General features: G+C 61.6%; 21 protein-coding genes and 1 tRNA gene. 16 read left to right on the top strand and 6 right to left on the bottom strand.

Annotated elements, in window-relative coordinates:
- Positions 1 to 61 precede the first annotated feature (61 nt).
- The gene (locus BN1133_RS02690) at positions 62 to 412 is read left to right on the top strand and encodes a helix-turn-helix domain-containing protein (RefSeq protein ID WP_050665011.1); all 351 of its coding nucleotides are present in this window, start codon (positions 62 to 64) and stop codon (positions 410 to 412) included.
- Positions 413 to 423: 11 nt separating this feature from the next.
- Here BN1133_RS02690 and BN1133_RS02695 read toward each other — a convergent pair whose 3' ends face one another.
- The 5 genes from BN1133_RS02695 to BN1133_RS02715 all read right to left on the bottom strand — a co-directional run bounded on the left by BN1133_RS02695 (position 424) and on the right by BN1133_RS02715 (position 4,925).
- Positions 424 to 1,404, bottom strand: coding sequence for a recombination directionality factor (locus tag BN1133_RS02695; RefSeq protein ID WP_050665012.1), 981 nt, complete (start codon positions 1,402 to 1,404; stop codon positions 424 to 426).
- Positions 1,401 to 2,390 carry a YqaJ viral recombinase family nuclease gene (locus BN1133_RS02700; RefSeq protein WP_050665013.1) on the bottom strand — a complete coding sequence of 330 codons (990 nt, stop codon included), beginning with the start codon at positions 2,388 to 2,390 and terminating at the stop codon, positions 1,401 to 1,403. Before BN1133_RS02700 ends, BN1133_RS02695 begins: the two co-directional genes overlap by 4 nt.
- A 94-nt stretch (positions 2,391 to 2,484) precedes the next feature.
- Positions 2,485 to 3,435, bottom strand: coding sequence for a DUF932 domain-containing protein (locus BN1133_RS02705; protein WP_050665014.1), 951 nt, complete (start codon positions 3,433 to 3,435; stop codon positions 2,485 to 2,487).
- 209 nt (positions 3,436 to 3,644) lie between these two features.
- Positions 3,645 to 3,721: transfer RNA gene (locus tag BN1133_RS02710), tRNA-Arg, on the bottom strand.
- A 52-nt stretch (positions 3,722 to 3,773) separates the two neighbouring features.
- On the bottom strand, positions 3,774 to 4,925 hold the full coding sequence (locus tag BN1133_RS02715) for a flagella assembly protein FlgT (RefSeq protein ID WP_050665015.1): 1,152 nt from the start codon (positions 4,923 to 4,925) through the stop codon (positions 3,774 to 3,776).
- Between the two features lie 185 nt (positions 4,926 to 5,110).
- Between BN1133_RS02715 and BN1133_RS02720 the strand changes: the two genes are divergently transcribed.
- A complete protein-coding gene (locus BN1133_RS02720; RefSeq protein WP_050665016.1) occupies positions 5,111 to 5,731 on the top strand; it encodes a FlgO family outer membrane protein in 621 nt (206 codons plus the stop codon).
- Positions 5,732 to 5,741: 10 nt separating this feature from the next.
- A complete protein-coding gene (locus BN1133_RS02725) occupies positions 5,742 to 6,161 on the top strand; it encodes an LPP20 family lipoprotein (RefSeq protein WP_050665017.1) in 420 nt (139 codons plus the stop codon).
- Positions 6,162 to 6,211: 50 nt separating this feature from the next.
- Here BN1133_RS02725 and pheA read toward each other — a convergent pair whose 3' ends face one another.
- On the bottom strand, positions 6,212 to 7,381 hold the full coding sequence (pheA, locus tag BN1133_RS02730; protein ID WP_050665018.1) for a prephenate dehydratase: 1,170 nt from the start codon (positions 7,379 to 7,381) through the stop codon (positions 6,212 to 6,214).
- Positions 7,382 to 7,711: 330 nt separating this feature from the next.
- On the opposite strand from pheA, the gene BN1133_RS02735 reads away from it, so the two are divergent.
- The 13 genes from BN1133_RS02735 to BN1133_RS02795 all read left to right on the top strand — a co-directional run bounded on the left by BN1133_RS02735 (position 7,712) and on the right by BN1133_RS02795 (position 21,570).
- On the top strand, positions 7,712 to 8,305 hold the full coding sequence (locus tag BN1133_RS02735; RefSeq protein WP_050665019.1) for an HAD family hydrolase: 594 nt from the start codon (positions 7,712 to 7,714) through the stop codon (positions 8,303 to 8,305).
- A 10-nt stretch (positions 8,306 to 8,315) separates the two neighbouring features.
- Positions 8,316 to 9,164, top strand: a complete 849-nt coding sequence (locus BN1133_RS02740) for an adenine nucleotide alpha-hydrolase family protein (RefSeq protein ID WP_050665020.1) — start codon at positions 8,316 to 8,318, stop codon at positions 9,162 to 9,164.
- 79 nt (positions 9,165 to 9,243) lie between these two features.
- A complete protein-coding gene (locus BN1133_RS02745; RefSeq protein ID WP_050665021.1) occupies positions 9,244 to 9,792 on the top strand; it encodes a DUF3157 family protein in 549 nt (182 codons plus the stop codon).
- A 135-nt stretch (positions 9,793 to 9,927) separates the two neighbouring features.
- Entirely contained in the window at positions 9,928 to 10,566 is a 639-nt protein-coding gene (locus tag BN1133_RS02750; RefSeq protein WP_050665022.1) for an outer membrane beta-barrel protein, read from the top strand.
- 139 nt (positions 10,567 to 10,705) lie between these two features.
- Positions 10,706 to 11,644, top strand: a complete 939-nt coding sequence (locus tag BN1133_RS02755) for a YbgA family protein (RefSeq protein WP_050665023.1) — start codon at positions 10,706 to 10,708, stop codon at positions 11,642 to 11,644.
- Positions 11,641 to 12,456, top strand: coding sequence for a MerR family transcriptional regulator (locus BN1133_RS02760; RefSeq protein ID WP_160327885.1), 816 nt, complete (start codon positions 11,641 to 11,643; stop codon positions 12,454 to 12,456). Before BN1133_RS02755 ends, BN1133_RS02760 begins: the two co-directional genes overlap by 4 nt.
- 1 nt (position 12,457) lies before the next feature.
- On the top strand, positions 12,458 to 13,852 hold the full coding sequence (phrB, locus tag BN1133_RS02765) for a deoxyribodipyrimidine photo-lyase (protein WP_050665025.1): 1,395 nt from the start codon (positions 12,458 to 12,460) through the stop codon (positions 13,850 to 13,852).
- Positions 13,853 to 14,046: 194 nt separating this feature from the next.
- Positions 14,047 to 14,271 carry a TIGR02450 family Trp-rich protein gene (locus BN1133_RS02770; protein WP_160327886.1) on the top strand — a complete coding sequence of 75 codons (225 nt, stop codon included), beginning with the start codon at positions 14,047 to 14,049 and terminating at the stop codon, positions 14,269 to 14,271.
- A 148-nt stretch (positions 14,272 to 14,419) separates the two neighbouring features.
- On the top strand, positions 14,420 to 14,887 hold the full coding sequence (locus tag BN1133_RS02775; protein WP_050665027.1) for a Dps family protein: 468 nt from the start codon (positions 14,420 to 14,422) through the stop codon (positions 14,885 to 14,887).
- A 189-nt stretch (positions 14,888 to 15,076) separates the two neighbouring features.
- Entirely contained in the window at positions 15,077 to 16,726 is a 1,650-nt protein-coding gene (gene hcp, locus BN1133_RS02780; RefSeq protein ID WP_050665028.1) for a hydroxylamine reductase, read from the top strand.
- Positions 16,727 to 16,798: 72 nt separating this feature from the next.
- Positions 16,799 to 17,788: an FAD-binding oxidoreductase gene (locus BN1133_RS02785; protein WP_050665029.1), complete on the top strand. Its 990-nt coding sequence runs from the start codon at positions 16,799 to 16,801 to the stop codon at positions 17,786 to 17,788.
- Positions 17,789 to 17,872: 84 nt separating this feature from the next.
- Positions 17,873 to 18,886 (top strand): UDP-glucose 4-epimerase GalE, encoded by a 1,014-nt coding sequence (gene galE, locus BN1133_RS02790; RefSeq protein WP_050665030.1) that lies wholly within the window; start codon positions 17,873 to 17,875, stop codon positions 18,884 to 18,886.
- A 143-nt stretch (positions 18,887 to 19,029) separates the two neighbouring features.
- Positions 19,030 to 21,570, top strand: a complete 2,541-nt coding sequence (locus BN1133_RS02795; protein ID WP_050665031.1) for a family 14 glycosylhydrolase — start codon at positions 19,030 to 19,032, stop codon at positions 21,568 to 21,570.
- The last annotated feature ends 4 nt before the right edge of the window (positions 21,571 to 21,574 follow it).

The raw sequence follows: 21,574 nt of genomic DNA on the forward strand, positions 1-21,574 counted from the left end.
CTTTTGTGGTTCTTCATGTCAACGAGTCCACCCCCAACTATAGGGGTTGGTTGGAGGACTTATGACAGATATCAACTTTGAGCAGTTAGCCAAGAGCGTGGGTAAGGCGATTGGGCGTCAGCGTAACCAGGCCGGGTTTACTCAGGAGCAGGTGGCTGAACACCTCAATATCGGGATGGAAGCCGTTTCCCGGATGGAGCGAGGGATTGTGGTGCCGACCGTGGTGCGGCTGGCGGAGCTCGCTCAGCTGTTTGGCTGTGAGCTGGCGGACTTTCTGCGCGAGACCAGTAACCGCCCGACCGAGCAGGGCATTGTGCTGAGCCAGCAACTGGCTCGGCTTGATGATGCTGACCGAACCTTGTTGCTGGAAACGGTAGAACGGTTGGTGGAGCGGTTGGCGCGTCCAAGCTGATTATCCGCCATTCACTGGGGAGGGGATGGGCTCCCTTTTCCCAATTTGTTGGTGAGTGGGCTCCTTCTTGGTTGCGGCCTCTGTGACGCTATGGTTGCTTGGCTTTGCGGTGCGTTAAGCGAGGTAGTCGCCACTGCATCAGCGTTACCATTCGCTGTCTCGTCGCTGTTAGCTTCGGGATAGAACTCCTCCAGCAGCATCGGCACCTCTTCATCGATATCCTCAAACTGGCCGTTACGCAGCAACTCGCGAGCAGCCTGCTCCATCTGCTTGATGGCCAAGCCTGCTTCTTGGTCACGCTGGGCCGTCTCCTGTGCCAACCTGACTGCCTCAGTCAGGTTGGTCTCTTCCCGCAAGGTCAAATCCACGTAGTAGACCGGTGTGCGGTAGGACTGTGTAGTGCTCTTGGCCCGCAGCCGCAGGGTGAGTGGCAGATAGCGGGTATGACCACCGCTCACAGCCTCCAGGTACTTGAGCCGGGCCGCCAGGGTGCGAACCGAGTTGTAGCCGGTGGTGCGGAAGATAAAGCTGCCCAGCTCATCCCCTTGTCCCTCCACAAACAGGTTCAGTCGTCCGTACAGCTTGCAGCCCTGTTGCCCTGCAAAGGCACAGCGCTCTGGTCCAGGGCAGCTGACCTCCTCCATGCCTTGCGCCCCCACGCGTCTTGCCACCTCCCCATTCCCGACACAGAGCGGCCTGCCGGTTTGCCGGTCAAATGCGCTGTATTCCGCCCGCAGGTTCAGGTCGCTGTCGTTGAACAGCACTCGCACCGGAATGGCGCGGATCTTGGTTTGCTCCTGCCCTTGGCCACTTTTCTGCGATGAGTAGTGTTGATGCAGGGGATGGAGCAACCATCCCCCCTTTTGCTGTATCTGGGTGGTGAGGGTGAAGCTGTCGTCCTTCTCCGGTACCCACTTATCCTGTTTTTGCACCAGCTTGCCGATGCAGATCCGCCCGATCACGGGCGGGGTAATCGCCAGTCCTTTGATCATGGTGTTTGCCTCAAGGGTTGAATGGTGAAACGGCGCACGCCGGGCACTGGTTTGACGTAACGGGTGAGCAGGTCAGGATGATCCTGACCGAGCTTATCCAGATCCGGTGCCAGCCGGTCTTTGCTGCGCTTCCAAGTGATCTTGCCATCGGCAAACAGCCCTGCTGTCGCTTCACCCAAGGTGGCTTGCAACCGCTGCTTGAGCTGCGACTCTTGCAGCTCGACGGCTTCCTTTTGCTGACGCAATCGCAATAGCTCCCCAAACAGCTGGTTGAACTCGGGGGAATCGGAGAGATCCACCGTCTGGCCATCGTCACGGGGAAACAGCCAGCTCAGGGCATTGGCGGCATCACTGGATCCGTCAGGCTCAGGCTGCTGATCTTGTTGAACCATCTGCCAGAACTGCGCCTCCCGCTCGGTGAGATCTTGGAGCTTCTCCTCATCACGTTCGATGCGGTAAATCCGAAAATCCTGGCCGCCGATGAGCACTGCCACCTCAGCCCAGGCATGGCCGGTAACAGCCAGCTGATGCAGTACCTGACACTGGTAAGCCACCGGCACTCCTTCCTCCCACTGGGGAGCGCTGTGATAGCTGGCAGTTTTGATCTCCAGAATGCCCGGCCCATCGGGGTGGCCGACTACCTCCCGATCGAGGTTGGCGAGCATGAAGGGTTGCGCGGGGTGTTGCAGCACTGCATTGACCCGTCGCACACGAAAGCCGGTGCGTTTGGCATAGACCTGCGCTAACACAGGCTCCAGCTCAATGCCCCACAGCACGGCTTCCTTGTGGGAGATATCCTCCGGCTCCTTGCGACCGGTCTTCTCCAGCCAGAGGCTGAGCGGGCATTTGTAGGGGGAGAGCCCCACTGCGACGGCGGCATCGGAGGAACCAATGCCGAGTTTACGGATAGCGAGCCACTGCTCGCGGGTTAACTGGGTAGTAGAGGCTAGCCGCAGGGCTTGGCCGTATTTGGCTTTTGCTTTCATGACTATTCCTTGTTGACGGCATAAATGGCTACGCCCGGATTGGCTTGCGCCAGTCCGGGTGAGGTCGTTATGCGGTTTGAATGGGGAAGCGTAATTACTGCAGCAGAGTGAGTGCCTGATTCAGGGCTTGGGATTTGAGTTGGGAGCCCTGACCAAACCAGGCGGAGTCGAGCCGGTGATCCTGGCTGCGGGCACGGCGGTGGTGATCCACGTATTCAGTGACCGCATTGACCAGCCCCCAGGCGGTATTGCGGGAGCTCGCAAGTTCTGAGCCCATGCCTGCGCCCTGATAGAGTTCATGCAGTCGTTGTACCGGCTTGGTGAGAATGATGTTCTCCTCATCGAGCGGTTGCGCCAACAGATCGCTGAAAAAGCGCAGCGCCTCTTCGGGGGCGACGGGCCGCTGTGCCAGCGCCTTGGTCTGTGCCTTGAACTCATCCCAATGGGAGAGCCCCAGCCCGAGCGACTCTTTGACGGTCGCCGCATCGAACTGAGTGGAGTGGGGCACCTTGATGGCGCCGGTAGCGCCGCGCAGTGCCATCTGCAGGGTGTTGTTGCAGACTACTCGCAGCGAGGTGAACTGTGCCGTGGTGCAGAGTGAGCCGTCGCAACTGGTCGCCAGCAGCAGATAGGACTTTACCAAGTCATTGCCTTTGAGTTTTAGATCTTGGCCGGTCTTAGCGAGTGCCCACAGCTTGCGGCCACCTTTGAGCGAGCCTGCTGTTTCCAGCTCAAAGCCACCGGCTTCCACTAGGTCTTGATAGAAGTGCAGTACCTCATGAGGCTGTACCACGTTGTAGCGACTTGAGACCACCGACAGGGGGGCAAGGGTATCGGAGCGATAAAGTACCTTGCTGTCGCTGTAGGGGCGGATATGTAGTGCATCGGAGGCGACGTTAAACATCACGTCGCTCTGCTCGATGGTCCAATCCATCCCGGCTGCCTGTAGCCAGATATCGAGAGATTGTTGCGGGGGCAAAATATTGCCAAGGCCATGCCAGGGTGTTTGACCGGTGTAGGCCATCGTATCGATCCGGTGAGCCATGAGAAATCTCCAATGAAAAAGGGACTGCACAGAGCAGTCCCTTGGGTAGGTTCATGGAGATAATATATATCTGAAATTAATTGAAATGAGACTCATTTATCTCTATGGTTTGTAGCTATGGAATGCGCGCTGTGGTACCCCGTGTGGTACCCCAGGCCAAAAACGACCAAGGGGTTAGCACCATGAAGATGCTAACCCCTTGTTTTATATGGCGCTCCCGACTGGAGTCGAACCAGTGGCCTGTCCCTTAGGAGGGGACCGCTCTATCCTACTGAGCTACGGGAGCGGCGCGTGGGCGGCATTATACAGCAAGATGATCGTAATTAAAGCCTTGATTTCTATTCCAATATGGCAAAGTCGCCGATCTGGATATTAAATGGCTCATAGCGGCTCTGGGTGCGCAAAATTGCACCATCGTCGAACACCTGAACCACCTCGAAGAGGCCGGTGGCGGGGTTGCGCAGGGCCCGGGCATCCCCATAGGCATCCACGAAATCGGCCCTGTGCTGGATGCGGAACTGGTCCCCGAGCTTGACCCCGTTGCGCCGTCCCAGGTTGATGTGAGGGCCTCGCTCGTTCTGGGCGATGACGCGGGCCATGACGGGGGCGCAGGCAAGCTCGCCGGCCACATCCTGGGCGGCCCGCTCGAGCAGATGGTCGACCTCCTGGCCATAGCTGGAGCTCCAGAAACGGCTGTCAGTGGTTCCCACCTGCTCGCGTTTGTCGAAGGTCCACAGGGCTGCCCCCTCATAGGCCTTACGGCTCAGCATGGCGCCGTTGATGCCGTCAAACAGGTAGAGCTGCAGGCGGAAGTGGCGCAGGGGATCCTGATACCAGGCGGTGAGGGCATTGCCCTGACTCTCCACCGAGACATCGTCGATGCTCCCCAGCAGCAAATACTGGCTGTCGGTGCGTTGACTCAGCGCCTTGATCTCTTCCATGTAACTGCGATCCCCCTGCTGCAGATATAGGGGATCGATACGCAGGTTTTCGTCCAGCCAGCGCCGTGCCACCAAGGCCTTGTCGTTGTCGGCGATCTTCTCGAACAGGCGGCGTGATACGGAGGGGGGAAGGTCATTGAGGGCGCCGTAACTGGTCTGCTCGGGGTTGCGCAGACGCAGGCGTACCAGCGTCAGATCCTTGGCGTAACGTTGGGAGGGGCAGAGCTGACGTTCGGCACGGATGTCGGCGCGCAGGGTGATAAACATGCGGTTGTTACGCACCTCTTCGCGCAGCAACTGGTATTGACGGATTTCGCCCCCCGAGCGTACCTGAAAGCGATCCTGCTTGATGCTGCCATTTTCCAGGCGTTGCAGGCTGGAGACGGAGGCGCCGCTGTCGAGCAGGGCCTGGCGCAGGGCATCCCGGGTGGCCTGCTCGCGGGCATAGGCTTCATCGCCACCCGTGATGGCGGCACTGCCCCTGGCCTGGATCCAGGCGGCCTGGGCCGGAAGAGTAAGCAGCAGGGCGAGCAACAGGGGGCATTTCATGGCAGTGACCTTTGCTTGTAATGTGGGGCCTCGGTGACGTCACTCTGACTGGGGCGAGGCGATGGCTCCTCTTATCAAAGCAAGAATCATGCAAGGTTTTACTCTTCTTCTTCTGTCATTAAATGAACTCAAGAGTTTGTAGTATGAACCGATAACCGGACATGACCTCTTTCAGGATGATGTTCATGAAGCGTGTGATGATGACGGCCCTGCTCTGCATGAGCCTGCTCGGCTGTTCGACTGATCCTATCGATCGGGGGGTGGGCGATCCTCGTCAGGCGATGCCGGGCATGGAGCTTACCTGGCTGACGGCGCGCATGGCCGATCAGATGATGGAAAAGCGCTCCCCCTCGACCCTGACCGAGCCCATTGCGGTGGCGGCCTTTGTCGATCTCGATACGCTGCAGGATACCAACTGGATGGGCCTGCAACTGCAGGAGAGTTTTATCCACGAGCTCAACCGCCGCGGTGAGGTGGTGGTGGACTTCAAGTTGACCGGAGCCATCAAGGTGACCCCCCAGGGGGACTTCGTCCTCAGCCGTAACTACAAGGACTTGGCGGGACGCCTGCCCATCTCCCGTATTCTGGTGGGGACCTTTAGCCGTAACAAGCAAGGGGTACTGGTCAATGCCCGCATCATCGACATGCGCACCAAGATGGTCGAAACCACGGCACAGAACCTGATCCCCCAGGCCTACCTGAATGGGGCGGCCAACTCCTTCGGTCGGGCCTCCCCCAACCGGGGCTATGTCTATCGCAGTAACATCGTCGGCCCGAGCGGCCGGCTGGTAAACCCTGTCTATTGAGGAGACGGTCATGAGAGTGCTCTGGATCCTGCTCGGCGCCCTGCTGCTCACCGGCTGCAGTGGTAATCGGGTCGTGGACTACACCAATCAGAAGCCGGACGACTTTCCCGTGATCCGTGCCGTGGGCTATGCGGTGATCAGCATCCAACCCGGCCCGAGCCAGGATGAGAAGATGCTTCAAGCGATCCGGGCTTCCAAGATGGATGCCTATCGGGAGCTTGCGGAGTCCCTCAATGGCCAGCAGGTGATGGGCCGCTCCAGTTACAAGGATCTGACCCAGGTCTCCAATGCTCTCGATGTGTCGGTTGAGGGCATAGTACGCGGAGCCAGGGTGGTACGCAGTTATCCCAACGGCAATACCTATGCCACCGAGATGGAACTCGACACCCGGGATCTCTACAACATCAATCAGCTGGCTTACGGTTACTGAAGGCAGATATACAAAAGAGGCGGGGTGACCCGCCTCTTTGGTTTTTATCACTACCCCAGCAACACGGGGGGGACGTCGGTCGGTTTGACATCCTCGCTCGGATAGCAACCAAGCACCTTGATGTGGCGGGTGATCTTGGTCAGCTCCACCAGGGCGGCCTGCATCTGGGGAGTTTGCAGATTGGCCGAGACATCCAGATAGAACATCTCTTCCCAGGGATTGCCCTGCACCGGACGGGACTCGAGCTTGGTCATGTTGATCTGGTGGCTGCGCAGTACCAGCAGTGCCTCAACCAGGGAGCCCGCCTGCTGGGAGGTGGACATGATGAGGGTGGTCTTGGCCGGGATCTGGGGGGCCACCTCGATGGGCTTGCGGGCCACCACGATGAAGCGGCTGTAGTTCTCCTTCTGGTTGGCCAGATGGGTGGCCAGCACCTCGAGGCCATAGAGCTCGCCGCCGGCAGCACTGCCGATGGCTGCGGCTTCGGGACTGGCCAGCTCGCGCACCTTCATCATGGCGCTGGAGGAGGAGTCGCAGATCTCGTGGCGTACCCCCTCAAGCTTGCCCAGATAGTGGGAGCACTGTTGGAACACCTGAGGGTGGGCGTAGAGGGTCTTGATGCGGGTGAGATCGGTGGCGACGGCGGTGAGGATGCAGTGCTCGATGGGGTAGGTGAGCTCACCGACGATGGAGAGGTTGGTGTGCTGCATCACGTCGTAGACCTCGTTGATGGAGCCCGAGCTGGTGTTCTCGATGGGCAGGACGCCATAGGCCGCCTGCCCCGACTCCACCGCATCGATCACCTCGCGAAAGTTGTGGCAGTTCACCTCGATGACCTGATCCTTGTAGCGCGCCAGATAGCGGCGGGCGGCCAGGCTGGAGTAAGAGCCCCGTGGTCCCAGATAGGCGACGCTGGTCATGGGCTCCTGCTGCCCCGGATTGAGCAGCCCTTGCAGGTAAGCCTGCTGGGAGAGCACCGAGTCCTCGATGATGGTGTGGTAGATGCGGGTCACGTACTGGGCATCGAGACCGAGGGGGCGCCCCTTCTGGATCAGGTTGACCAGCAGATCCTGCTCGCGCTGGTGATCCCGTATGGGGCGTGGATTGGCCTGTTTGGCCTTGGCCACCTCAATGCTGAGGCTCTTGCGCCGGGCCAGCAGGGCCAGCAGCTCCGTGTCGAGTTGGGTGATCTCTTCTCTGATGTGCTCGAGCAATGCCATTGCTTGTTCCCTGTGATGTGCCGTCATGGCTTATAAAAAAACAGAGCCTCCGCGGGGGGAGGCTCGATTCGTCTTTGGTCTCGTTAACGACGCGCAGCCACCCTCAGTCAGGCTGAGTAAAGAAGAAGAAACCAAAGAGGAATAGGGTCTGCATGGGGAGGTCTCCCTGTCGTCAATCCTCTAACCATTAAGGGATTTGCCGGTGGCTTGCAAGTAAAAAATGGCGTGACAGGGCACAGGTCAGCGCTCTCTTTGCCGGTTGTGGCACTGGTTCTTGGGCGCGGCTCACGGCATCATGGGCGACAATAATGACGGTTGGCGGGAGGTATCATGGCGTTGATTTTCGATCTGGGGCGAGTGATCGTCAGTTGGGATCCCGAGGGCATAGTGAAGGCGGTGCGAGGGTCGGCCGGCGCCGCCGAGCTGGCCCGGGTGCTGTTCGATCATCCCGATTGGCTGGAGGTGGACCGGGGGACCCTCTCCCTGCACACCATGGCGCGCCGTGCCGAGGCGCGAACCGGCCTCTCCATGGCCGAGAATCTGGCCATTCTGGAGGCGGTGCCTCCCTCCCTGGTACCCAACCCCGCCATGCTCTCCCTGCTCGCCGAGCTGCATCAGCGTGGTCACCACCTCTATGCCCTCTCCAACATGGGGCACGCCAGCATCGATTATCTCGAGCAGCACTGCGACTTCTGGCGCTTCTTCAGGGGGAAGGTCGTGTCGGCCAGGGTGCGCATGATGAAGCCAGAGCCCGATATCTACCGCTATCTGCTGGTGGCTCACGACCTCAAGGCCCGGGATTGCCTCTTTATCGATGACAGTGCCGCCAATATCGAGGCGGCCGCCCGGGTCGGCATTCAGGGGATCCTGTTTACGGATGCGAGCCAGTGTCGCCACGAACTGCAGGCCTTCGGCAAGCTGTAAGGTAACCCTCATGTCCGACAATATTGTCTCTCTGAGCCCCGTGCGCGATCAGCTGTTTCTGGCAAGAGAACAGCGACTGATGGCTCAGCTCGCCGCCCATCCGCGGCTGATCGTCTCCTTCTCGGGCAGGATGGAGTCCTGCTATGCCATGGAACTCTGCCGCGCCGCCGGCGTGTCGGTGCGGGCCTTTACGGTCGACAGCCCAAACCGTAGCCGGCGTGATATCGCCCGCTCCCGTCGTTACTGTGAGTACCATGGCATCGATCAGGTCCTTATCAAGAGCGAGGAGATGATCTTCTTCGATCACGACGGCATCGCCACCCAGGCGCCTGACCCCGTTCGCTGGCTGAGCCGCTTTCGGGACGCCCACCCGGGGCTTGCGACCGTTCCACTGTTGGTGGCGGCCTCGGTGGAAGATGCCGAGGCCTATCGTGCCCACTTTGGCCCCCCTCCGGCCAACACCCTCTGGACCTTTGCCGAGGAGGGGATGACCACCCGCGACTTTCGTTACGGTTTTCACCAGCGCCAACTGGCCGTCTGGGGAAGCAACGAGACCGGTTGTCTGAGCCTGCGTTTCTCCAGCGAGGAGGACATGGACGGGGATCGGCTGCGCATGGTGGACATGGCCGAGCAGATCCTGGCCGATATGGGGTTACCCGAGGCGCGGGTCTTCTTTCACTACCTGTCGGATGGGGAGACCATGCTCGGTCGGGTGCGGGTGGATGAGCGGGAGCTGGCGACCGCCTTCGATCGGCGCGAAGAGATCCTTGGCGCCCTGCAGGCGTGCGGCTTCGATCTGGTGACTCTCGATCTGCACCGGATGGCGCACGACCACGCTCTCGAGCAGTGCCGGCCGTAGGCAGTGTGATCCCGGTCGTGGGCAGAGGGGGCCGACGCGATTATACTTGCCACCCTTTGCCCATCACGAGAATCACCCGATGAAGAGCCTTCTTTCCACCCTGCTGCTGGTTCCAGCCCTGACAGTCGCGGCGCCCCTGACCCAGGTCACCCTGCCCGATGGTACCCAGATCCAGCTTAACGACGATCACACCTGGGAGTATCTGGTGGTCAAACCGGCCGAGCCGATCGTGACGGCGACCGCAACCAGCGGTGCGCCCGTGGCGACTGTGCTGACCGAGCAGGCCAAGGCGCGACCCGAGCTGCTGAGCCAGGCCACCAAGGAGGGGATCGCCGTTGCCCTGAGCGGTGTAGAAGGGGATGAGACCCTCACCCTGCACTTCGAGGCGCACAACCAGGGGAGCCGCAATGCCATCCTGGTGACTGGCTGGGTGACCCTGTTCGATCAGGACGGTCGCCAGCTGGTGCGTGAGCCGGCTCGCTTCTGGGTGGCCGAGACCCGTATGCCCGAAACCTATCTGCGCAAGGGTGAGCAGCGCGCGGCCCGCGACCTTGAGCTGGCACGCCCGGCGGGCCTGACCGGCAAGCCCCTGGTGCGTGTCGAGCTCGACGAGATCGCCTTTCGCTGAGACATGACTGCTTACCGGCTGCAAAAATTGCTTACAACTGCAATGCTCCGGTAACAGCTTGTGGCTCGGCCGGGCCGCAGGGTAGAGGCACAATGACTCCCGTTCCAATCCATCCTTGAAACGGAGTTTGATACCATGAAGAAGATCACCCTCTCCCTGCTGGCCCTCTCTGCCCTGACCGCCCACTCTGCCTTCGCGGCCGACGCCTTCAGTTATGCCAAGGGCGCTGCCACCTGGGCACACACCAAGTCCGATTATCTCAAGGACTTGAACAGCCCCCGTGACAGTGAGTCGACCCGCGACTTTGGCGGTGTGACCCTGGATCTCTCCAAGTCCTTTGCCGGTAACTTCTATGGTCGCCTCGGCAGCGAGTACACCTCTCGCCAGCATGGCAACGACGGCATGGGCATCTACAACGCCGGTATCGGTATGTTTACCCCCCTCAGCACCGGCTTGAACCTCTACGGTGAGATGGGCGCCATGGGCTACACCCTGGAGCGCGAGCTGGCTCACGATGTGAAAGGGTGGGATGCGATCTCTCGCAAGAGCAGCGGCAGCCTGTACGGCGAAGTGGGTCTGCGTTACGACGTTGGCAATGTGGAGCTCTCCACCGCCTACCGTTACGCCAACATGACCAAGGACATGCACGACTTCAAGGTGGGGGCTGCCTACAAGCTGAGCCCTGCCTGGGCCCTGACCGCCGACTACACCTATCGCAACTGGGATCTGCAGAAGGGTTCCATCTCCAGCCTGGGCGTGAAATACAGCTTCTGATCCCCTGTCTGGTTTCCACCTCCTTTGGCCCGGTGCATCTGCCCGGGCCTTTTTCATGGCGGTACGGGATAAACTTATACAACTTGCATTTTCTTGTACAACCACTATAAAGAGAAATAGTTGTGCAAGGAGGTGTGTCATGTACAAGATTAATGTCGGGATCAGTGCCTGTCTGCTCGGGGCCGAGGTGCGCTATGACGGGGGCCACAAGCGCTCCCCCTTCTGCGAGCGTGAACTGGCCCAACACTTCGATTTTCATCCCCTCTGTCCCGAGATGGCCATCGGTCTCGGGGCGCCACGCCCCACCATACGTCTGGTGCGCCGCGATGGCACCATTCGAGCCGAGGCGAGCAACGGCAGCTTTGACGTGACCGAGCGTCTCATCGCGTTTAGCGAACAGAAGGTACGCGAGCTCGACTTCCTCAGCGGCTACATCCTCTGCGCCAAGTCCCCCAGCTGCGGCATGGAGCGGGTGAAGGTCTACGGAGGCGAGGGGGCTGCCAAGGAGGGGGTTGGGCTGTTTGCCCAGGCCCTGATGAAGGCGCATCCCCTGTTACCGGTGGAGGAGGAGGGGAGGCTCAACGATCCCATCTTGCGTGAGAACTTCGTGCTGCGAGTCTTTGCCTACCACGACTGGCAGCGGCTGGCACGCCAGGAGCTGAGCGCGGCGCGCCTTATCGCCTTTCACTCCCGTTACAAGTATCTGGTGCTCTCCCATGCCCCCGATGCCTACCGTCGTCTTGGCAGCCTGCTCGGACGCCTCGACGAGCGACCCCTCGATGAGGTGGCTGACACCTATATCGCCGGTCTGATGGCGGCCCTGACCCGGCGTGCCAACCGCAAGGGGCACTCCAATGTGTTGCAGCATCTGCAGGGCTATTTCAAGCGCCACCTGAGCTCACCCCAGCGCCAGGAGCTGGCCGAGGTGATCCACAAGTATCGGGTCGGCCTGTTGCCACTGTTGGTCCCCATGACCCTGATCCGTCACTACCTGCGTGAATTTCCGAACCCCTATCTGGCGTCGCAGGTCTACCTGCAGCCCCATCCCGAATCCTTGAAGTTGAGGTACAGCCTGTGACCGAACCCTCTCTCTACCCCATTCGTGACGTGGCACGTCTGACCGGGGTCAACCCGGTCACCCTGAGGGCCTGGCAGCGCCGTTATGGTCTGGTGGTGCCACAGCGTACCGAGAAGGGGCATCGCCTCTACAGCGAGCAGGATATCGCCCTGATCCGGCGTATTCTCGCCTGGCTCGAGCTGGGGGTCAGCATCGGTCAGGTGCGTCCACTGCTGGAGCAGGATCCCCCGGCTGCGAAAGGCCTGCCGGATCACTGGCAGGAGAAGGTGGAGTCCCTCGACTCGGCCTTGTTGGTCTTGAATCAGCGCCAACTGGAGTCGCTTCTCGGTGAGCTGACCGCCAATTACCCGCTGCCTCTGCTGCGCCGCCAGGTCTTTTCCCCCTGGCTGGCACATCTGGCCCGCCATCTGGAGCGTCCCGATGGTGCGGCGCTGTACGCCTATGCCCTGAACTTCCTCGAGATCTATTTTGGCCGTCGTCTGGTGACCCAGGACAAAGGGGATCCCCTGACTCTGGCTGGCGTGGGGCGCCTGCCACCGCTCGAGCTGGTGCTGTGCGCCATGGAGGCCCGCGAGGCGGGCTTTATGGTCACTTTGCTGCCGCAGTTGACGGCCCGCGAGGCCCGTCTGTTGGCGCCACGTCTGAGCGGCCCCCTGCTGGTGCTGGTGGGGGCAGGAGTACCCGGCGAGGTGAGCGATAGCTGGCCCGAGGGGACAGTGCTGCTCGGTGAGATGCTCTCCCTCTATCCCGACTACGCAGGTGGTGCCTTCCCCGGGGTTGGGGAGTGGCTAGCCGCAAGAGAGGGGGCCTGATATGCAGCTCGTCTGGTTTCGCCAGGATCTGCGGATCGTCGATCACCGCGCCCTGACTCAGGCCTGCCAGCGCGCCCGCGAGCGCGGCGAGGCGGTGGCTGGACTCTTTATCATCAGCCGTGAGCAGTGGCGTCATCACCATATGGCCGCCGTGCGCGAGCGCTTCTTGCTCGAGCGGGTCAACGAGCTGGGCGCCGAGCTGGCGCGCCTCGGCCTCCCGCTGCATCTTATCGAGGTGCCCTGGTTTGAGGAGATACCCGCCGCTTTGGCAAGCTGGGCGCAGGAGAGGGGGGTGAGCGAGCTGCATGCCCTGAGCGCCATCGAGATTGACGAGCGGCGCCGGGATGAGGCCGTCGCGGCGGCCCTGCCCATCCCCTGTCACTTCATCCCCGGCTGCTGCGTCTTCGCACCGGGGGAGATCCTCACCGGCAAGGGGGAGCCCTTCAAGGTGTTCACCCCCTTCAGCCGGGCCTGGCTTGGGCAACTGGCGTCGCGGGGATTTTCCCTGCTGCCGCCTCCTCGTCCGGTTGCGGCCCCATTGTCGTGGCAGCCTCTGTCATTGCCCGAGCGCAGCGAGCACGAGCAGCGGGTGCTGGCCCATTGGCCGGTAGCCGAGGGGGAGGCCGAGGGGCGCCTGTGCAGTTTTGTGGAGGAGGGGCTGCTTGCCTATGGGCAGTGGCGCGATTTTCCAGCGCAGGATGGCACCTCAAGCCTCTCTGCCTATCTGGCCGCGGGAGTCTTGAGCCCCAACCAGTGCCTCGCGGCCATCCAGACTGGCCTAGGCACCCTTCCTATGGAGAAGGAGGCGCCCGGTTTTGCCTGGCTCAATGAGCTCATCTGGCGCGAATTCTACCGCCATCTGCTCTACCTGGCGCCGCGCCTCTCCAGAAACCAGCCGTTTCAACAGCACACCCGGGCGCTGGCCTGGAGCCATGATGAGGAGCATTTCCTCGCCTGGTGTGAGGGGCGTACCGGTTATCCCATCGTCGATGCGGCCATGCGCTGCCTGCGGCAGACCGGTTGGATGCACAACCGGCTGCGCATGATAGTGGCGAGCTTTCTCACCAAGGATCTGCACATCTCCTGGCGCCGGGGGGAGGATTATTTCATGAGCCAGCTGATCGACGGGGATCTGGCCGCCAACAACGGTGGCTGGCAATGGGCGGCCGGCACCGGAGCCGATGCGGCGCCCTATTTCCGGGTCTTTAACCCCACCACCCAGGGGCAGCGCTTCGATCCTGAAGGGGCCTTTATTCGCCGCTGGGTACCCGAGCTGGCGGCCCTGCCCGCCACCCGTCTGCATCAGCCCGGTCCCGTCGGCGCCTATCCGGCCCCCATCGTCGATCACGGCGCGGCCCGTCTGCGCGCCATCGCCATGTTTAAAGCGTTGGGGTGAGTCATCGATGCCTCTGTTTCTTCGTCGCTTTGGGAAGGGGAGAGAGGGGCTGGCGCGGCCATATCAGACTACGCCTTCATCCGGCTGAGATAGACTTGCTATTGGGGGCAGGGGTGTGTGCGCTGGTACAGCCCCTTCTCTGGCTGGTGCTGTTGCCCTTGATGATCAGGGCAACCGGATGGGGAGGCGAGATCATGAGCCATGACGAGACCCTGCTCTTTACCAAGTGGACCCGGGAGCCGGAGCCTTCCGGTGTGAGGTCAGCCCTTACGGATCACTTTCTGGTGGTCTCCTGTCATCGCAATGGGATTGGCGTGCTCGAGCGCGTCACCTTGCAAAATGTCAATGATCTCTCCGAGATGGAGGTCGAGAGTCATGAGTTACAGGGCTCGGGCCGTTGGCATCGTGGTTGGGATTAGTTCCGGGAAGCCAACGTCTCCTGTTTTATCCTCTCCTGACAAGGGCTCACTGATAGCCTGCAACTATCAAGTTCCCAGGCAGCAACTATTATCCCTCCACTTCCTGAGTGATTATTCTGGCTCTGTTCCCAAGATTTGGAGGTGTTTCATGAAAAATGCTATCGGTCTCGATGCCGCTCAATCCCAGGCGCTGGCCGCCGAGCTTAACCAGCTCCTCTCCAGCTACCAGATCCTCTACATGAACGTGCGCGGTTTTCACTGGAATATTCGCGGCAACCAATTCTTCGAGCTGCACCTGAAGTTCGAGGAGATCTACAACGATCTGCTGCTCAAGGTCGATGAGCTGGCCGAGCGGATCCTCACCCTGGGGGCCGTGCCCGAGCACAGTTTCAGCCGCTATCTGACCCTCTCCTCCATCGCCGAGGCACAGGGCGTTCACGATGGGCGCGCCTGCATCGAATCCCTGCTGGCGGGTTTTCGCGAGCTGCTGATGGCCCAGCGCGCCATATTGAGCCAGGCCGCCGAGGCCGGCGACGAAGGTACCGGCTCCCTGCTCTCTGACTACATCCAGCAGCAAGAGAAGCTGGTGTGGATGTTGCGAGCCTATCTCGACTAAGACATTTTTTCCTTCCTTGCCATACCGTTATCCACCCTTTACCGCCCTCTGGGCGGTTTTTTTATGGTGATGAAATTGATTCAGATCAAACGAATATAAACTAACAATCAGAATGCCTATTCAATCGGCGGGGTCAGGCATAGAATCGCCGCAAAACAGACAAATGAAATGTCAATTAGGAGTGGCATCATGTTTTGTGTGCAATGTGAACAGACCATCCGTACCCCGGCCGGCAACGGCTGCGCCTTCGCCCAGGGCATGTGCGGCAAGACCGCCGAGACCTCCGATCTGCAGGACGTGCTCATCTATACCCTGCAAGGGGTGAGTGCCTGGGCCGAGCTTGCTCGCGAGCACGGCATCGTGGATCGCGCCATCGACGCCTTCGTCCCCCAAGCCTTCTTTGCCACCCTGACCAACGTCAACTTCGACTCCGATCGCATCATCGCCTACGTGCGCCAGGCTCTCGCCTTCCGTCAGCAACTGGCCGGGCGCATCGGTGCCTTCGCCGTGGATCTCACCGCCCTGCCTGCCGCGGCCACCTTCGAGCCGGGTGAAGAGAAATTGAGCCAGCTCGCCGTGGCTCCCCAGGCCGCCGTCAATCGCGGCAAGGATCGGGTCAGCGAGGATGTCATGGGGCTGCGCCTGCTCTGCCTCTACGGCCTCAAGGGGGCTGCCGCCTACATGGAGCACGCCCGGGTGCTGGGGGAGCAGGACGATGCCATTGGCGCCGAGTTCCATCGCATCATGGCCTGGCTGGCCACCGATCCCGCCGAGGTTGCCCCCTTGCTCCAGTGCGCCATGGACATTGGCCTGCTCAACTTCAAGATAATGGAGATGCTCGATCGTGGTGAGACCAATGCCTTTGGCCATCCGGAGCCGACCCGGGTGCGCGTTACCCCGGTGCCGGGCAAGTGCATCCTGGTCTCCGGCCACGACATGGTGGACCTCAAACTCATCCTTGAGCAGACCGCTGGCACCGGTATCAACGTCTATACCCATGGTGAGATGCTGCCGGCCCTGGCCTACCCCTTCTTCAAGCAGTATCCGCACCTGGTGGGCAACTATGGCTCAGCCTGGCAGAACCAGCAAAAAGAGTTCGCCAACTTCCCGGGCGCCGTGGTGATGACCTCCAACTGCATCATAGACCCCAACGTGGGCAGCTATAGCGATCGTATCTTCACTCGCTCCATCGTCGGCTGGCCCGGTGTCACCCATCTGGAAGGGGAGGATTTCTCCGCCGTGATCGCCAAGGCCCAGGTACTGGATGGCTTCAAGCATGAAGAGCTGGAGCACTTCATCACCATCGGCTTTGCCCGCAATGCCCTGATGCAGGCGGCCCCCGCCGTTATCGACAGGGTCAAGAGCGGCGACATCAAGCACTTCTTCCTGGTCGGTGGCTGTGACGGCGATCGTGCCGAGCGCGCCTACTACACCGAATTTGCCAAGGCAGTGCCGCAGGACAGCCTGCTGCTCACCCTGGGCTGCGGCAAGTACAAGTTCAACAAGCTGGAGTTCGGCGATATCCAGGGCATTCCGCGCCTGCTCGATGTGGGTCAGTGCAACGATGCCTACTCTGCCATCCAGCTCGCCCTGGCCCTGGCCGATGCCTTCGAGTGCGGGGTCAACGACCTGCCCCTGACCCTGGTGCTCTCCTGGTTCGAGCAAAAAGCCATCGTCATCCTGCTCACCCTGCTGGCGCTGGGTGTGAAGAATATTCGCACCGGCCCGACCGCGCCCCCCTTCCTCACGCCTCATCTCATCCAGGTGTTGGAGGAGCAGTTTGGCCTCAAGGGAACCACCACGGCCGAGGCCGATCTGGCCGAGATCCTGGCGGCCTGATCCCCGTCTCTTATCTGCGTTTGGCGAGCCGCCCGGCTCGCCTTTTTTCACCTCGCACCGAGGAGCCTGACCATGACCTCACTTAGCCTCACCTGCATTGGCCGCCGCGCCGAGACCCACGACGTGGTGAGCTGGCAACTTGCCCCCCAGGAGGGGAGTCTGCCGCCCGTGCTTGCCGGCCAGTGCGTGACCCTGCATACCGAGATTGACGGTGTCTCCCACCGCCGCGCCTACACCCTGTCGTCGGCCCCCCATGATCCCTTCTGGACAGTCACCATCAAGGCCGTGGGCAAGGTTTCCAGCCATCTGCACCAGAGCCTGATGGTGGGCGATACCATCCGGGTCGACGGTCCCTTCGGGGAGTTCAACCTGAGCGCATTGCCTTGCGATCGCCCTTTGCTGCTCAGCGCCGGCTCTGGCGTTACCCCCATGTGGGCCATGCTGCGCGATGAGCTGGCCAAACGGAGCGATGCCGATATCCGCTTTATTCACAGTGCCCGCTCGCCACAGGATGTGATCTTTGGCCGGGAGCTGGCCTCCCTGGCCGAGGCACACCCCGGCGTGCGCCACGCCCTGGTGCTGGAAGAGGCGCCAGCCGATCACCCCTGGGTGGGGCGTCTCACGCCGGACATGCTCAGAGAGTTGGCACCGGATCTGCTTGGCCGCCATGTCTACCTGTGTGGTCCTGCCCCCTATATGGAGGCGGTGGGCGCCATGCTGGTCGAGCTGGGGCTGCCTGCCGGACAACTGCATCAGGAGTCCTTTGGTTTGCCAGTCGCCGAGCCTGTACCCGAGTCCCTGGATCACTTCTGGCTGACCCTGAAAAAGAGTGGCAAGCGGGTGAGGATATTGCCGGGGCAAACCCTGCTGGCGGCGCTGGAAGCGGCAGGGGAGAGCATGCAGGCTGCCTGCCGGGCCGGTGTGTGTGGGGCCTGTCGCTGCACCACCACGGGTGAGATCGAGCGCCAGAGTGTGGTGACCCTGAGTACACAGGATCTGGAGAGTGGTGTGGCCCTGGCCTGCTCCTGCACCGCCAGAGGGGATGTCAGCCTCGACTATTAAGGTGTCAATTGTGTCATCATCTTTTCCCGACGGGAGTGGCAGGGTAGACTCTGTCCCGGTTTTTAACGACTGCGGGATAACAAGATGACCATTTTGGTAACGGGTGGAGCCGGTTATATCGGCTCCCATACGCTGGTAGAGCTGCTCTCTGATGGGCAGCAGGTGGTGGTGCTGGACAACCTTTCCAATTCGTCACCGGAGTCTCTCAAGCGAGTCGAGCAGATCACCGGCAAGGGGGTCACCTTCGTCGAGGGAGATGTGCTGGACAGAGCCTGTCTGCAGCGTCTGTTTGCCGAGCACAAGATAGAGGCGGTCATTCACTTCGCCGGCCTCAAGGCGGTGGGGGAGTCGACCCGGATCCCGCTCACCTACTACCAGAACAATGTTACCGGCACCCTGGTTTTGTGCGAGGAAATGGCCAGGGCCGGGGTGTTTCGCCTGGTGTTCAGCTCCTCGGCCACCGTCTACGGGGATCCCGCTTCGGTGCCCATCCGCGAGCACTTCCCGACCGGGGCCACCAACCCCTATGGCCGCTCCAAGCTGATGGTCGAAGAGATGCTGCGCGATCTCAGCGCCTCCGATCCCCGCTGGTCCATCGTGCTGCTGCGTTACTTCAACCCGGTCGGCGCCCATGAGAGCGGCCTCATCGGTGAAGACCCGAGCGGTATCCCCAACAACCTGCTCCCCTACATCAGCCAGGTTGGGGTCGGCAAGCTCAAGGAGTTGGGCGTGTTTGGCAACGACTACCCCACGGTCGATGGCACCGGGGTGCGTGATTACATCCACGTGGTGGATCTCGCCATCGGCCATCTCAAGGCGCTGGCGCGTATCGCAGCCGACACCGGCGTCTTCACCTACAACCTGGGGACGGGTCAGGGCTACTCGGTGCTGGAGATGGTCAGGGCGTTCGAGGTGGCGAGCGGTCGCCCCATCCCTTACCAGATCAAGCCTCGCCGGCCTGGGGATATTGCCGAGTGCTGGGCCGATCCGGCTCTGGCTCGTGACGAGCTGGGCTGGCAGGCCGAGCGGGGGCTCGAGCAGATGATGGTCGATACCTGGCGCTGGCAGAGCGGTAATCCCAACGGCTACCACGGCTAACGAGAGAGGCGCCCAGGGGGCGCCTCTTGCTCTCTCTGTGAAGAGGATCTCAGTTTTCTGTTCTGAAAAGCCTACCAAATTTGCGCTTTTCTTCGTTTGATGTGAGAAACGGTGGCTCATCATCCCGGTTAAGAGCCATCCTCATGACAAGGTCACCTCACCCCCTTCACCTCTGGGCTCATCTCGGCGGCGACCCTCACCCCCGCAGAGTCCGCGAGGATCTGCCCGCCCGCCTCTCACTGGCCCGCTCACTGGGTATCGAGGGGGTCGTGGTGCCCATCCTGTGGCGGCATCTGGCGCCTGATACACCCCGTCAAATGAGTGAGGCCGCCGCATGGCAGCCCCTGCTTCGCCTCTGTCACACCATCGCCGACAGCGGCCTGGCGCTGATCCCTGAGGTACACCTGGCGGCCGCAGGCTCCGGCTATGACCGACTGCTGCCGGACTGGCTGTGGGGATGGGCCGGTGAGCGTCTGCCGGTGTCGGCATCGGCGGATCTGTTGCGATACCGCGATGAGGCCGGGGTGGACAGCTCCCTCTCGATCAGCTGGTGGGGCGAGTCATTGATAGCCCCTCTGATGCGCCAGTGGCTCTCACTGCTGACTGAGCAACTGAGCCCGCTGGCGGCCGCCATCCCGCATCTGCAACTGGGGATGGGGCCCGCCGGGGAGTGGCGCTACCCCGATTTTGCCCGGCACGGGTGGCCACTGTTTGGGCGCGCCGGTCTTGCCGCCTTGCGGCAGGACATGGTGGCGCGCTATGGCTCGCCAGAGGATTGGCAGTGCGCCTGGCAAATGCCCGATGTGCAGGAAGCGGGGCTGCGCACCCTCCTCTCGACGCCGGGAGAGGCGATCCAGCAGGAGGTGGCGTCATGGCTGGCGCGGGGGATTGCCCATCAGGGACGGGGCTGGCTGTCGCAGGTTGCGGGTCTGCTACAGGGTCCGTGGCAGCACACGACTCTGGGGGCGCGTCTGGCCATGGGGCATACTCCCGTGCTGGCCGAGCCCGGGGCGATTGGCGCCTGGCTTGACGAGGCCTTGCCTGACACCCTGCCGGTCGAGCGGCTCAGGATCTGGTTGGCGGGTGGGGAAGAGGAGGAGGCGCTTTGCGCCTGGCAGCAGACCTGTGCCGGCAGGGGGATGGGCACTCTGATTGAGAACCGTGGCTTCCTGCCCGGTGACGATCACCCCAGTTGGGAGCGTTTCAGGATGGCGGCCTTGCAGGGGGCTTCATGCCGGGGTTGGGTGTGGCGCGATCTGGAGCGGCTCGATCCGGTGGCAGAGCGCATACGCCGCCTGGCCAGGTTGCGCCACTCTCGGGGCGAGGATGAGCACCAGCGCCGCAAGGAGTTCCGTGTCATGGGCCCCTTGCATCTGAAAGTGGGCAACCAGCGCCAGGTGTTGAGCGAGCAGGAGTGGCTGCGCTTCGAGGAGGAGGTCGCCACCCTGCGCCGGCTTGGGGTGACCGCCATCTCGACCGATATCTGGTGGGGACTGGTGGAGGGGCGTCAGCCCGGGTGCTTCGACTGGCGGTACTACGACAGGCTGGTTGCACTGCTCGCGCGCCAGCAGATGCGCTGGGTTCCCATCCTCTCGTTTCATCAGGCCGGTGGCAACGTCAACGATGACTTTACCCAGACCATACCGCTTTGGCTCTGGGGCACCCTCTTGTCCCGTCATCCCGAGCTGGGCTCGGTGCGAGAGCTGCAATACGTGAGCGAGACCGGAGATGCCTCCATGGAGTATCTCTCCCTCTGGGCCGATGAGTGGGTGCTTCCCTACTATCGCGCCTTTATGGCGGCGTTTCGTGACCACTATCGGCCCCATGCTGACCTGATGGCCGAGATCAACGTCAGCCTGGGCCCCGCCGGTGAGCTGCGATATCCCAGCTATAACGCTCACGATTGGGGCAACTACCCCAACCGGGGCACACTCCAGTGTTACAGCGAGTTGGCCAGGCTTGACTGGTGTGCTCACCTGGCGCGTCGCTATCAGGACATTCGGGTACTGAATTACACCTTTGGCACTCACCATGAGACGTTTGAAGCGATCCCGCTGCCGCAGGCCGATCTCCTGTTCGAAAACCGTGCCTACCAGCACTCGGCCTGGGGGAGGGAGTATCTGGGGTGGTACCACGATGCCCTGGTCAGCCATGGGCGCCGGATCACCGACTGTGCCCTCGCTGTGTTTGACGAGCCACACTGGTCGCGGGTGCCCATCGGCATCAAGATCCCCGGTATCCATTGGGAGATCGGCGATCCGCACCAGCCCAGAGTCGCCGAGATCACCGCAGGACTGTTGCGTCCACACCCGGCCATGGGACCACACAACCAGCGAGAGTATGTACAACTGCTCGATGCCCTGGTGCCCGCCGGGCTGCGGGGACGGGTGGTGGTGCATTTTACCTGTCTCGAGATGCAGAACCGCCCCTATGAGGGGTACTCCCAGGCCGCCGATCTGGTGGGCTGGTTTGCGGCGGCGGCCCATGAGCTGGGGATCCGTCTGATGGGGGAGAATGCCCTGGCCGGCGAGCTGTATGGGGAGACAGGCTGGCGCCAGATGGAGAAGGCGTTGGCAGAGACGCCGGGCTTTGGCGGGTTAACCCTGCTGCGTATGCAGCACTTCTTCGATGAGGACCGCACCCCTCTCGAACAGTTACAGCGCCTCATCACCCGCTTCCAATGAAAAC

Origin of the sequence: Aeromonas schubertii, from assembly GCF_000820105.1 — a bacterium.
In the GTDB taxonomy this organism is placed as follows: Bacteria; Pseudomonadota; Gammaproteobacteria; order Enterobacterales; family Aeromonadaceae; genus Aeromonas; species Aeromonas schubertii.

Excerpts from the sequence above, each read along its gene's own strand:
- BN1133_RS02690 (WP_050665011.1), top strand. The coding sequence starts at position 62 with ATGACAGATATCAACTTTGAGCAGTTAGCCAAGAGCGTGGGTAAGGCG.
- BN1133_RS02695 (WP_050665012.1), bottom strand. The coding sequence starts at position 1,404 with ATGATCAAAGGACTGGCGATTACCCCGCCCGTGATCGGGCGGATCTGC.
- BN1133_RS02700 (WP_050665013.1), bottom strand. The coding sequence starts at position 2,390 with ATGAAAGCAAAAGCCAAATACGGCCAAGCCCTGCGGCTAGCCTCTACT.
- BN1133_RS02705 (WP_050665014.1), bottom strand. The coding sequence starts at position 3,435 with ATGGCTCACCGGATCGATACGATGGCCTACACCGGTCAAACACCCTGG.
- BN1133_RS02715 (WP_050665015.1), bottom strand. The coding sequence starts at position 4,925 with ATGAAATGCCCCCTGTTGCTCGCCCTGCTGCTTACTCTTCCGGCCCAG.
- BN1133_RS02720 (WP_050665016.1), top strand. The coding sequence starts at position 5,111 with ATGAAGCGTGTGATGATGACGGCCCTGCTCTGCATGAGCCTGCTCGGC.
- BN1133_RS02725 (WP_050665017.1), top strand. The coding sequence starts at position 5,742 with ATGAGAGTGCTCTGGATCCTGCTCGGCGCCCTGCTGCTCACCGGCTGC.
- pheA (WP_050665018.1), bottom strand. The coding sequence starts at position 7,381 with ATGGCATTGCTCGAGCACATCAGAGAAGAGATCACCCAACTCGACACG.
- BN1133_RS02735 (WP_050665019.1), top strand. The coding sequence starts at position 7,712 with ATGGCGTTGATTTTCGATCTGGGGCGAGTGATCGTCAGTTGGGATCCC.
- BN1133_RS02740 (WP_050665020.1), top strand. The coding sequence starts at position 8,316 with ATGTCCGACAATATTGTCTCTCTGAGCCCCGTGCGCGATCAGCTGTTT.
- BN1133_RS02745 (WP_050665021.1), top strand. The coding sequence starts at position 9,244 with ATGAAGAGCCTTCTTTCCACCCTGCTGCTGGTTCCAGCCCTGACAGTC.
- BN1133_RS02750 (WP_050665022.1), top strand. The coding sequence starts at position 9,928 with ATGAAGAAGATCACCCTCTCCCTGCTGGCCCTCTCTGCCCTGACCGCC.
- BN1133_RS02755 (WP_050665023.1), top strand. The coding sequence starts at position 10,706 with ATGTACAAGATTAATGTCGGGATCAGTGCCTGTCTGCTCGGGGCCGAG.
- phrB (WP_050665025.1), top strand. The coding sequence starts at position 12,458 with ATGCAGCTCGTCTGGTTTCGCCAGGATCTGCGGATCGTCGATCACCGC.
- BN1133_RS02770 (WP_160327886.1), top strand. The coding sequence starts at position 14,047 with ATGAGCCATGACGAGACCCTGCTCTTTACCAAGTGGACCCGGGAGCCG.
- BN1133_RS02775 (WP_050665027.1), top strand. The coding sequence starts at position 14,420 with ATGAAAAATGCTATCGGTCTCGATGCCGCTCAATCCCAGGCGCTGGCC.
- hcp (WP_050665028.1), top strand. The coding sequence starts at position 15,077 with ATGTTTTGTGTGCAATGTGAACAGACCATCCGTACCCCGGCCGGCAAC.
- BN1133_RS02785 (WP_050665029.1), top strand. The coding sequence starts at position 16,799 with ATGACCTCACTTAGCCTCACCTGCATTGGCCGCCGCGCCGAGACCCAC.
- galE (WP_050665030.1), top strand. The coding sequence starts at position 17,873 with ATGACCATTTTGGTAACGGGTGGAGCCGGTTATATCGGCTCCCATACG.
- BN1133_RS02795 (WP_050665031.1), top strand. The coding sequence starts at position 19,030 with ATGACAAGGTCACCTCACCCCCTTCACCTCTGGGCTCATCTCGGCGGC.